Origin of the sequence: Propionivibrio sp. (genome assembly GCF_017995515.1) — a bacterium.
Classification (GTDB): Bacteria; Pseudomonadota; Gammaproteobacteria; order Burkholderiales; family Rhodocyclaceae; genus Propionivibrio.
The window spans coordinates 1-9,481 of sequence record NZ_JAGOIT010000117.1; the positions used below are offsets into that span (position 1 = coordinate 1).

Genomic DNA, 9,481 nt, shown 5'->3' on the forward strand with positions numbered 1-9,481 from the left:
CCGCTGGCGCGCTTCGCCGGCTTTTCGGTCGCCGGCGTGCCGCCCGAAATCATGGGCATCGGCCCGATCGAGGCGATTCCGCGCGTGCTCAGGCAGGCTGGCGTCAGCCAGCAGGACGTGGGCTGGGTCGAGCTGAACGAAGCCTTCGCTGCGCAATCACTCGCCGTGATGCGCCAGCTCGATCTCGACCCGGCCAAGGTCAATCCGCTCGGCGGCGCCATCGCGCTCGGTCATCCGCTCGGCGCGACGGGCGCGATCCGCACGGCGACGCTCGTGCACGGCCTGCAACGCACGAAGCAGCGCTACGGCATGGTGACCATGTGCATCGGCACCGGCATGGGCGCCGCCGGACTGTTCGAGGCGATCTTCTGAGCGCCTTGCCGACGTAGTGCGACGCCGGGGAAACCGGCCAATGGCCCCCGGGAAGTGTCTGGCATAATACCGGCCAGACACTACACCCGGGCGCCCGATGGACTTCGCTTTTCCGATCAATCTGAGCTTGCGCGACGCGCTGATTACGCTCGTCGCGTTGCTGGCGCTCTACGTGATCGTTGCTTTCCTGCGCATCCGTCGGCTCAGACGCCTGAAGGCCGTCGAGACACAGATGTCGGCGATGGCGGCGCAGTCCGCCGTGGCTGCCTACTCTGCCGTTCAAGAACCGGAGCTGAGAACCGAGCCGGAATCAGCCCGGCCTGACCGCGAGAAGCGTGCGCCCGAGCCTCTGGCCGCTCCGTCCGACGCCGCATTCCCGTGGAACGAGCCGCCCGGTGAAACCGCCTTGCAGCGTCAGGTGGCCTTGCTGGAAAGCGAAGTCGCGCAACTGCGCAAGGAAGTCGGCGGATTGCGCGCCGAAGTGCTGATGTTGCGCGAGGAGCAGCAGCGGGTGATGGATGTTGCGGCCGAGTTACCCGAAGCCGAGGTCGTCGAAGAGCCGGTGGAGGTTGCCTCGAACGTCTCGCCGCTCTACAACGAGGCGATGCAGTTCGCGCTGCAGGGCCTGGACGCCGCAGCGATTTCACAGAGTTGCGGGATTTCGCGGGCGGAGGCCGAACTCGTCGTGGCCTTGGTACGCAATCGGGAAATCTGAGTCTTTGTTCGACTGAAACAGGCAGGGGAAGATCATGGCAAGCAGCCAGACCGACAAGAACGAGAAGAACGACCAGGCAGGCGCAACGGACGACACGACCGAGATCAAGCACAAGCTCGCGATGCGCATGGCGTTCGCCGGCGTGATGATCGTCGCGCTGCTTGGGGGCTTGGCGCTCTTCGACTACTACAGCGCGCAGCCGGAACCCGAAGTGGCCGCGCCGCCGCAGTTCACCGAGCCCGTGCCGGTGGCGAAGAAGATGGTGACGCAGCCGGTAACGCCGCCAGTCGCCGCGCCGGAAGCGGTGGCGCCCGCCGAATCAAAACCCGTTGAGCCTGAGGCGACCAGCGCGCCCGTCGACAAGCATGCGCCGCGTATCGATACGCCACCGCCACCCGTGGTGGCCGCACAGCCGAGTGCTCCGCGCAAACAATCGGCGCCAGATCGCGCCGCCAGCCCGGTGTCGACAGCGGTGCCGGTTGCGCCCGCACAAGCGGCAGAGGCGGGCGCGCCGCCAACGCCGGTGACGCCCGCTCCGAGCGAGTCAGCAGCCAGTCCTGCGACTCCGTCGGCGCCGACACCGCCCCGGCTGTTCTCCGGTTACGCGGTGCAGGCTGGCGTGTTTGCCGATCCGCGTCGCGCCGAGGAATTGCAAGCCCGGTTGGCGCAGGAAGGCATCCCTGCGACGATCGAGGCGCGCGTCCAGGTGGGCCCGTTCAAGACGCGCGCCGAGGCCGACGCGGCGCGCGCCAGGCTGACCGCGCTGGGTATCGAAAGTGTGCTGCTGCCACCCAAGGGCGCGAAGCGGTAGCGGACCGCGCGGGTTGTTCGACTCAGTCGTTGTTTTCATCCTGCTTGCGCAGCCGCTTGGCGAACACGGTCATTTCCTTCGCTGCCTGAATGTCGCCGCGCGCCTGGGCGATGCGTATGCCGGCTTCGTAGGCGTCAATCGCTGCCTGCCGTTCGCCGTTCTCGGCCAATGCCTTGCCGAGCAGCTTCCAGGCCGCCGAGTAGTTGGCGTTCATGTCGACCGCGGTCCGGAGATGGTTTGCCGCCTTTGCCGGATCGCCGGCCTTGAGCCACTCGTTGCCGAGTGAGTAACGAAGCAGCGCGCCATCGCGCGGGCCGCCGAGCATCTTTTCGAGGTTGGCGATAATTGCTGCCATCATCTAGTATTCCTGAGCTGATTTCTAACCGTTGAGAGGAGGACAACAAAATGAGCAAAACGATCATTTCCACCCCGAACGCACCGGCCGCCATCGGTACCTACTCGCAGGCCGTCAAGGTCGGCTACACGGTCTACCTCGCGGGCCAGATCGGCCTCGACCCGGCGACCATGAAGCTCGTGGACGGCATCGAGGCGCAGATCGAGCGCGTCTTCGAGAATATGGCTGCGGTCGCCGAGGAAGCCGGCGGTTCGCTGGAGGATATCGTCAAGATCAACGTCTACCTCACCGATCTGGCGAACTTCATCAAGTTCAACGAAATCATGGCGCGCTACGTGCCCGAGCCCTATCCGGCGCGCGCCGTCGTCGGCGTGGCCGCCTTGCCGCGCGGGGCACTGGTCGAGGCGGACGCGGTGCTGGAGCTTTCCAAGTAACGCATGGCGGCCGAGGACGGGATCAAGGCGCCACCGGCGATTCAGGACAAGCTGCGCAAGCTCGGACTGAATCGCCGCGACGATCTTGTCCTTCACCTTCCCTTGCGTTATGAGGACGAAACCAGCATCACCCTGATCGGCGAAGCCATGCCCGGCGTGCCGGTGCAGGTCGATGCCGAAATGCTTGAGGTCTCGGTGCAATTCCGGCCGCGTCGCCAACTTGTCGCGACCGTTGCCGACGCCAGTGGCGAACTGACGCTGCGCTTCCTCAATTTCTACGGCAGCCAGACCAAACAGCTCGAAAAGGCGCGCGATGACGGTCGTCGGCTGCGCATCTTCGGTGAAATCCGGCATGGCTTTCTCGGTGCCGAGATGGTGCATCCGCGCTATCGCGTGGTTAGCGAGGACGACACACTCCCGCAATCGCTGACGCCGGTTTATCCGACCACGGCCGGCATCTCGCAGAACGCCTTGCGCAAGCTCATCGCGCCGGCGCTGACGCAAGCCAATCTCGATGAGCTACTCGATGCCGAATGGTGCCGTCAGCAAGGGCTGGTCGCCTTCGCCGATGCCGTCCAGCTCCTGCATGCACCGCCGCCCGGCGTGCCGGAAGCGTCGCTGCAACAGCGCTCGCATCCCGCCTGGCGCCGCGTCAAGTTTGACGAAGTCCTGGCGCAGCAACTCTCGCTGCGCCGAGCCTACCTCGCGCGACGGCAAAAGGGTGCGCCGCTGCTCAACCCGGCCGGCGTGCTCGCGCGGAAGCTGTCGGCATCGCTACCCTTCGGGCTGACCGGCGCGCAGCAGCGGGTGGTGGCCGAAATCGCCGCCGACCTGGCGCAGCCCTTCCCCATGCAACGGCTGCTGCAAGGTGACGTCGGCAGCGGCAAGACGATCGTCGCCGCGCTGGCTGCGTGCCAGGCGATCGAAGCCGGCTATCAGGCGGCTTTCATGGCGCCGACCGAGATCCTCGCCGAGCAGCACTACCTCAAGCTGCGCGCGTGGCTGGAGCCGCTCGGCGTCGAAATCGCCTGGCTCTCCGGCAGCCTCAAGAAAGCGGCGAAGCAGGCGATGACGCAGCAGGCGGCGACGACGGCGCAGCTCGTCGTCGGCACGCACGCGCTGATCCAGGAGAGCGTCGATTTCGCCCGCCTCGGGCTGGCCATCGTCGATGAACAGCATCGCTTCGGCGTCGCGCAGCGCCTGGAGCTGCGCAAGAAGGGCGCGAAGAACTCGGAGCCGCCGCACCAGCTGATGATGTCGGCGACGCCGATCCCGCGCACGCTGGCGATGAGCTACTACGCCGACCTCGATGTCTCCGTCCTCGACGAGCTGCCGCCCGGTCGTCGCCCAATCAAGACCAAGCTCGTCTCCGACGCGCGGCGCGACGAGGTGACGGCGGGCGTTCGAGTCGCCGTTGCCGGCGGGCGCCAGGTCTATTGGGTCTGCCCGCTGATCGAGGAATCCGAGAAGCTGCAGTTGCAGACCGCGTTCGATACCCACGCCGCCTTGAGCGTGGAACTCGAGGGCCTGCGCATCGGCCTCGTGCACGGACGCCTCAAGGCCGACGAGAAGGCGGCGACGATGACCGCCTTTGCCGCTGGCGAGATCGACGTGCTGGTCGCCACCACCGTCATCGAGGTCGGGGTCGACGTGCCCAACGCCAGCCTGATGGTCATCGAACACGCCGAGCGCTTCGGCCTTTCGCAACTGCATCAGCTGCGTGGCCGCGTCGGGCGCGGCGTGCACGATTCGGTGTGCGTGTTGCTCTACCAGCAGCCGCTGTCACAAACGGCACGCGCGCGCCTGAAGGTCATCTTCGAGAACACCGATGGCTTTGAAATCGCCCGTCAGGATCTGCATCTGCGCGGTCCGGGCGAGTTTGTCGGCAGCCGCCAGTCCGGCGTGCCGCTCCTGCGTTACGCCGATCTGGAGGTCGATACCGATCTGATCGAACTGGCGCGCGACATGGCGGAACACCTGCTGCACCGGGCGCCCGACCGTGCCGAACTCCACCTGCAGCGCTGGCTGGGCAGTCGCGAAGAACTGTTGAAAGCCTGACCCTGTCGAATACCCGGGCAGTCTCGCCAGCACGTTTACAGCGCGAACCCGGCGAACTAGATTAACCAGTGGGAGTTCCATCGCTTGCTGCAATTCACTCTGGGGAGCGTGTCGTGGCGATTGATCCAGTTTCGACTTCGCGTGCGAAGTCCGGTCAGGGGTGGCCGCCGGGAGTGCGCATCCTCGCCTTGCTCCGGGATCGGCGTTTTTGCCCGCTCCTCGTTGTGCAGATGTCGGCTGTTTTCAACGCCGGCCTCCTCGTCACGTCGTCCATAAACGTAGACGTGACGCTCCTGCAGGTGTTCGGCATCTTTATCGTTGCCCTGCTTGTATCGGGTGTTGCCGGACAAGTCGTCGATAAGTATGAAAACGTCCGGCTGTTGCGAATCGTCAAGGCGTTCGAGGTTCCGGTCGTCGGCCTTGCCTGCCTCGGCCTCGCTATGCAAAGCGCCGTGCTCGTGACGTGCGCGCTCGGAGTTCTCACCGTGCTGCTTACCTTCCTCATGCACGCCAGGCACGTGTTGCTCTCGCGCCTCATGGCGGAGGATGAACTCGTCGGCGGAAACACTCTCCTCGTGGCAGGAGGCTCCTTGTCGCTCATTGGTGGCGTACTTCCCGTCGTGCTCATTGGTGATGGTGTCGGGCGCTTTGTGCCCTGGATATTCCTTGTCTGCGTGGCCGCAGCCCTGGTCGGTTACATGGCGAGCCGCGAGCTTCCGGCGGGCCGGCCGGCAGACACTGGCGCGGCGATCAGCTTCAACCCACTGACGTGGCTTGTGCGAAACGGTCTCGCCCATGGCGTTGAGCGGACGTCGCTCTTCGCGTTGTTCGGGGTCGCGTGGTTCTGGCTGTCGTCGATGCTTCTGTTTGCGCAACTGTGGCGTCTCCTCGGTCCCGAGTCCGGTGCGCAGTCGCTCCTTGTCCAGCTCGCCGTTGTTGCGTTCTGCGGCGTGATCGCCGGATTGTGCCTGAGCGTGGTGCTCTCCGAAGGTCTGTTCGAGTTTGGTCTGGTGCCGGTAGGCGCTGTCGGACAGGCGTTCTTCACGCTCGATCTCGTCTTCCTGTCTACGGAATTGGCGACGTCCGGCGGCGCGGCGACTGACCTGCCGGGCATTTCGCCGAACTGGCGCGCACTCGCCGACCTCTTCGCTTTCGTCGCTCTCGGTTCCTTGTCTCTGCCCACGCTGTACGTCCAGTTGCAGGCGCGAAGCGATCCACGGCAACGAGGGCGGTTTCTTTCGTGTGGCCTCATCATTCTCGCGGTATCGCTCCTCATCGCGGGGGGCGCAGCCTTGCCGACCCGCGGGGCTGGCACCGTGTTTGCCGGGCTGGCAGTCTGCGCCCTGCTGGTCGCGGCCTGGGCCTATCGCTGCGAAGCGCATCTGATACTGCGTTTCCTCACCTGGCTGCTGATCCACTCGTTCTACCGGATCGGTAAATCCGGCTTCGAGCACATTCCCCGGAGCGGTCCGGCGGTGCTGGTCTGCAATCATGTCAGCTTCGTCGATTCGGTCGTGATCATGGCGGCGATTCGTCGACCGATCCGCTTCGTCATGGACCATCGGATTCACCAGACGCCGGTGGTCGGCTTCCTCTTCAGGCACTCGCGAACCATCCCGATTGCGACGGCGAAAGAAGATCCGGCAATGAAGGAGGCGGCGTTCGAGGAGGTGGCGCGGGCGCTGAAAAACGGCGAACTGATCGGCCTTTTCCCGGAAGGGCGGATCACGCATACCGGCGAAATCAATCACTTTCGCTACGGTGTCGGGCGCATCGTCACCGAGACGCCCGTGCCGGTCGTTCCGATGGCGCTGCGCGGCCTGTGGGGCAGTTTCTTCAGCCGTCGAGACGGTCCGGCGATGAGTCGTCCGACTTTACTGCGCTGGCTGGCGAAGGTGGAGCTGGTCGTTGGCGGGCCCGTCGCTCCCGAGAACGGAACGCCGGAGCACCTGCAGGAAATCGTCACCGAGCTGCGCGGCGGGATGGTATAAGCACGGCTGCGCAAATAAAAAAATCCCCGCTCGCGGCGGGGACTAAATCTCGAAATTGGCTTCGAGAGGAGGGGACTGATGTTACGGCGCTACTTTATCCAGGGCGCGCCACAGCGTCTGTTTGGGGTTTGTCCGTGTTCTGTAACGGCATGTTACGAGCAGTTCAACCCGCATGCTGTCTGGGTTTCAGGGGGGGGGCGCACGGGTGGTCGGGCGAGGTGGCGCCGGTGTCGGCTTGAAGGTGCGTTTATGCCGAAGAGATGGTGGCAGAATGGCTGTCTCTGCGCTCGGCCGAGATGAAAAAATGGCGGGGAGCGCCCGGTGCAGTTTCAGGTACTCCCCGAGTTAGGGTCAAAACCATAACTCCTAAGACCATAAAGGAGAACAGCGTGGCCAGAATAGCGCTCGATACTTACAGGCGCCTTACATACACGCAACCTTGTTGAGGGTGGCATGCGAATTCTGATAGCCGAAGACGATCGAATCATTGCCGATGGCCTTGGGCGCTCTTTGCGCCACGCCGGTTATGCGGTCGATTGGGTCGCCAACGGGGGCGACGCGGACAACGCTCTGACGACCGGAACTTACGATCTTGTCATCCTTGATCTAGGTTTGCCGCGGATGCCGGGGCTCGACGTGCTGCGCCGTTTGCGCGCACGCAAGTCGAAGGTTCCGGTGCTCGTGCTCACCGCGCTCGATGGCACCAGCGATCGCGTTAAAGGGCTGGACCTTGGGGCAGATGACTACATGGCCAAGCCGTTCGAGTTGGCAGAGCTCGAGGCGCGCGTGCGTGCGCTGACCCGACGTTCGACCGGAACCGCACCGGTGATCGAGTGCGGTTCGCTCGTCTTCGATCAGAACGATCGCTGCGCCCTGGTCGATGGCGTCATGCTCGATTTGTCGGCGCGCGAACTCGGCCTCCTGGAAATTCTCATGCTCCGGGCGGGGCGTCTGGTGAGCAAGGATCAGCTGGTCGAGCATCTGTGCGGCTGGGGCGAGGAGGTCAGTCACAACGCCATCGAAGTCTATATGCATCGTCTGCGCAAGAAGCTCGAAGCCAGTGGCGCGACGATTGCAACCGTGCGTGGTCTCGGGTACTGCTTTGAAAAGTCAGCAAAAGACGCCCGATCCTGACGCCCAGCGCTCGCTTTTCGGCGAGATCCTGGACTGGATGCTGGCGCCGTTGCTCGTCGTCTGGCCGCTCAGCATCGGTGTTACCCATTATTTCGCCACCAATGTGGCGAACTTCCCGTACGACCAGGCGCTGCGCGAGCGAGTGATGGTCATCGCGCGCCAGGTGAGGTTTGACGCAGGGCTGCCACAGATCGCCCTGCCTGGCGAGGCCCGCGCGTTCTTGAGGTCGGACGAGATCGACAGCGTTTATTTTCATGTGCTCGGTCCGGACGGCAAGGTCGTCGCAGGCGACCCCGAGTTGCCGTTGAATCAGGAGACCGACGAGCTCGCAGCACTCGACCCCGGCGAGGTCCACTTTCGCGACGACGAAACAAGCGGACAGGATCTGCGCGTCGCTTTCATGCTCGTCGGTGACGCGAGTCTGCCGCGCGAACGCTGGGCTCTGGTCGAGGTCGGAGAAACACTCGAGAAGCGCTCGCAGCTCTCTAACAAGATCATTGCCAGCGTAATCTTGCCGCAGTTCGTCATCATCCCGCTTGCAGTCGTCCTCGTCTGGTTCGGGCTGACCCGCGGCCTGCACCCACTGACGCGCCTGCGTGACCTGATCGAAGCCCGGCGTGAGGAAGACCTCTCGCCGATCATGGCCATTCGCGTACCCGAGGAGTTGCAACCGCTCACCGATGCCTTCAATTCCATGCTCAAGCGGATGCAGCGCAACATGGACGCACAGCGGCGCTTCATCTCCGACGCCGCGCACCAAATGCGCACCCCGCTCACCGGCCTGAAAATGCAGGCGCAGCTGGCCGCACGCGAGGAAGATCCGCAGCAATTGCGCTATGCCTTGCAGAACATCTCAACCAGCGTCGACCGCGCCTCGCATCTCGTCAATCAGCTGCTCACTCTAGCGCGCGCGGAAGCGAGCGGAGTCAGCGCGCAGGTTATGGAGCCTGTCGAACTCGACCGTCTGCTCAGCGAGATTGTCGGGGAATGGGTCATGGTGGCGAGAGAACGACTGATCGACATCGGCTTTGAATCCTCTGCTCGCGCAGTGATCTCGGGAAATGTCTTCTTGTTGCGCGAAATGATCAATAACCTCCTCGACAACGCCTTGCGTTACACGCCGGAAAGCGGCCGCGTGACCGCCCGCTCGCTTGGCGAACACGGCCAGGTGGTGCTTGAGATCGAGGACAGCGGAATCGGGATTTCCATCGATGATGCGCGCAAAGTCTTCGATCGCTTCTACCGAGTCGACGGCACCGGCGTTGAAGGCAGCGGACTCGGATTGGCCATCGTGCGCGAGATTGCCCAACTGCACCGCGCGGAGGCGAGCCTGGCACCGCATGCCAGCGATGAGTCAGGAAATCGCCAGCAGGGAGCAGTCGCGCGCGTCGTATTCCCTGCCTATGCCCCATCGAACGAGCCGTAGCCGGTTGTAAACGAACAATGCGCAACCCCGCGCCACTCTCATCATAAAGAAAAAGTCCGCATCTGGTTTTGACGAGCGCAAACGATGCAGCTATAATGCGCAGCTCTTCGGCCAGTTAGCTCAGTTGGTAGAGCAGCGGATTGAAAATCCGCGTGTCCGTGGTTCGATTCCGCGACTGGCCACCA

The 9,481-nt window shown here is 63.9% G+C and carries 9 protein-coding genes, 1 tRNA gene and 1 pseudogene; 9 read left to right on the forward strand and 2 right to left on the reverse strand.

Annotated elements, in window-relative coordinates; translation table 11 throughout:
• From KBA32_RS14840 to KBA32_RS14850, 3 genes and pseudogenes are all read left to right on the forward strand, one after another.
• Nucleotides 1-372, forward strand: a pseudogene (locus tag KBA32_RS14840) (acetyl-CoA C-acyltransferase); the annotation flags it as partial.
• A 97-nt stretch (nucleotides 373-469) separates the two neighbouring features.
• Nucleotides 470-1,087 carry a DUF2802 domain-containing protein gene (locus KBA32_RS14845; RefSeq protein WP_294360465.1) on the forward strand — a complete coding sequence of 206 codons (618 nt, stop codon included), beginning with the start codon at nucleotides 470-472 and terminating at the stop codon, nucleotides 1,085-1,087.
• A gap of 34 nt (nucleotides 1,088-1,121) precedes the next feature.
• Complete coding sequence (locus KBA32_RS14850; protein ID WP_294360468.1) at nucleotides 1,122-1,898, forward strand: SPOR domain-containing protein; 777 nt, start codon at nucleotides 1,122-1,124, stop codon at nucleotides 1,896-1,898.
• Nucleotides 1,899-1,920: 22 nt separating this feature from the next.
• On the opposite strand, the gene KBA32_RS14855 is transcribed toward KBA32_RS14850, so the two are convergent.
• Nucleotides 1,921-2,256 (reverse strand): tetratricopeptide repeat protein, encoded by a 336-nt coding sequence (locus tag KBA32_RS14855; protein ID WP_294360470.1) that lies wholly within the window; start codon nucleotides 2,254-2,256, stop codon nucleotides 1,921-1,923.
• 47 nt (nucleotides 2,257-2,303) lie between these two features.
• On the opposite strand from KBA32_RS14855, the gene KBA32_RS14860 reads away from it, so the two are divergent.
• Both KBA32_RS14860 and recG read left to right on the forward strand, forming a co-directional pair.
• The gene (locus tag KBA32_RS14860) at nucleotides 2,304-2,687 is read left to right on the forward strand and encodes a RidA family protein (RefSeq protein WP_294360473.1); all 384 of its coding nucleotides are present in this window, start codon (nucleotides 2,304-2,306) and stop codon (nucleotides 2,685-2,687) included.
• Between the two features lie 3 nt (nucleotides 2,688-2,690).
• Nucleotides 2,691-4,745 (forward strand): ATP-dependent DNA helicase RecG, encoded by a 2,055-nt coding sequence (gene recG / locus KBA32_RS14865; protein WP_294360476.1) that lies wholly within the window; start codon nucleotides 2,691-2,693, stop codon nucleotides 4,743-4,745.
• A gap of 56 nt (nucleotides 4,746-4,801) precedes the next feature.
• Here recG and KBA32_RS14870 read toward each other — a convergent pair whose 3' ends face one another.
• On the reverse strand, nucleotides 4,802-5,191 hold the full coding sequence (locus tag KBA32_RS14870) for a hypothetical protein (protein WP_294360479.1): 390 nt from the start codon (nucleotides 5,189-5,191) through the stop codon (nucleotides 4,802-4,804).
• Between KBA32_RS14870 and KBA32_RS14875 the strand changes: the two genes are divergently transcribed.
• The 4 genes from KBA32_RS14875 to KBA32_RS14890 all read left to right on the forward strand — a co-directional run bounded on the left by KBA32_RS14875 (nucleotide 5,186) and on the right by KBA32_RS14890 (nucleotide 9,481).
• Nucleotides 5,186-6,736 carry a 1-acyl-sn-glycerol-3-phosphate acyltransferase gene (locus KBA32_RS14875; protein WP_294360483.1) on the forward strand — a complete coding sequence of 517 codons (1,551 nt, stop codon included), beginning with the start codon at nucleotides 5,186-5,188 and terminating at the stop codon, nucleotides 6,734-6,736. The genes KBA32_RS14870 and KBA32_RS14875 overlap by 6 nt on opposite strands.
• 453 nt (nucleotides 6,737-7,189) lie before the next feature.
• Nucleotides 7,190-7,870 carry a response regulator transcription factor gene (locus KBA32_RS14880; RefSeq protein ID WP_294360488.1) on the forward strand — a complete coding sequence of 227 codons (681 nt, stop codon included), beginning with the start codon at nucleotides 7,190-7,192 and terminating at the stop codon, nucleotides 7,868-7,870.
• Complete coding sequence (locus KBA32_RS14885; protein ID WP_294360490.1) at nucleotides 7,839-9,296, forward strand: sensor histidine kinase; 1,458 nt, start codon at nucleotides 7,839-7,841, stop codon at nucleotides 9,294-9,296. The genes KBA32_RS14880 and KBA32_RS14885 overlap by 32 nt, the downstream gene beginning before the upstream one ends.
• 109 nt (nucleotides 9,297-9,405) lie before the next feature.
• A tRNA-Phe gene (locus tag KBA32_RS14890) sits at nucleotides 9,406-9,481 on the forward strand.

Excerpts from the sequence above, each read along its gene's own strand:
- KBA32_RS14875 (WP_294360483.1), top strand. The coding sequence starts at position 5,186 with ATGCAAAGCGCCGTGCTCGTGACGTGCGCGCTCGGAGTTCTCACCGTG.
- recG (WP_294360476.1), top strand. The coding sequence starts at position 2,691 with ATGGCGGCCGAGGACGGGATCAAGGCGCCACCGGCGATTCAGGACAAG.
- KBA32_RS14845 (WP_294360465.1), top strand. The coding sequence starts at position 470 with ATGGACTTCGCTTTTCCGATCAATCTGAGCTTGCGCGACGCGCTGATT.
- KBA32_RS14880 (WP_294360488.1), top strand. The coding sequence starts at position 7,190 with ATGCGAATTCTGATAGCCGAAGACGATCGAATCATTGCCGATGGCCTT.
- KBA32_RS14850 (WP_294360468.1), top strand. The coding sequence starts at position 1,122 with ATGGCAAGCAGCCAGACCGACAAGAACGAGAAGAACGACCAGGCAGGC.
- KBA32_RS14855 (WP_294360470.1), bottom strand. The coding sequence starts at position 2,256 with ATGATGGCAGCAATTATCGCCAACCTCGAAAAGATGCTCGGCGGCCCG.
- KBA32_RS14860 (WP_294360473.1), top strand. The coding sequence starts at position 2,304 with ATGAGCAAAACGATCATTTCCACCCCGAACGCACCGGCCGCCATCGGT.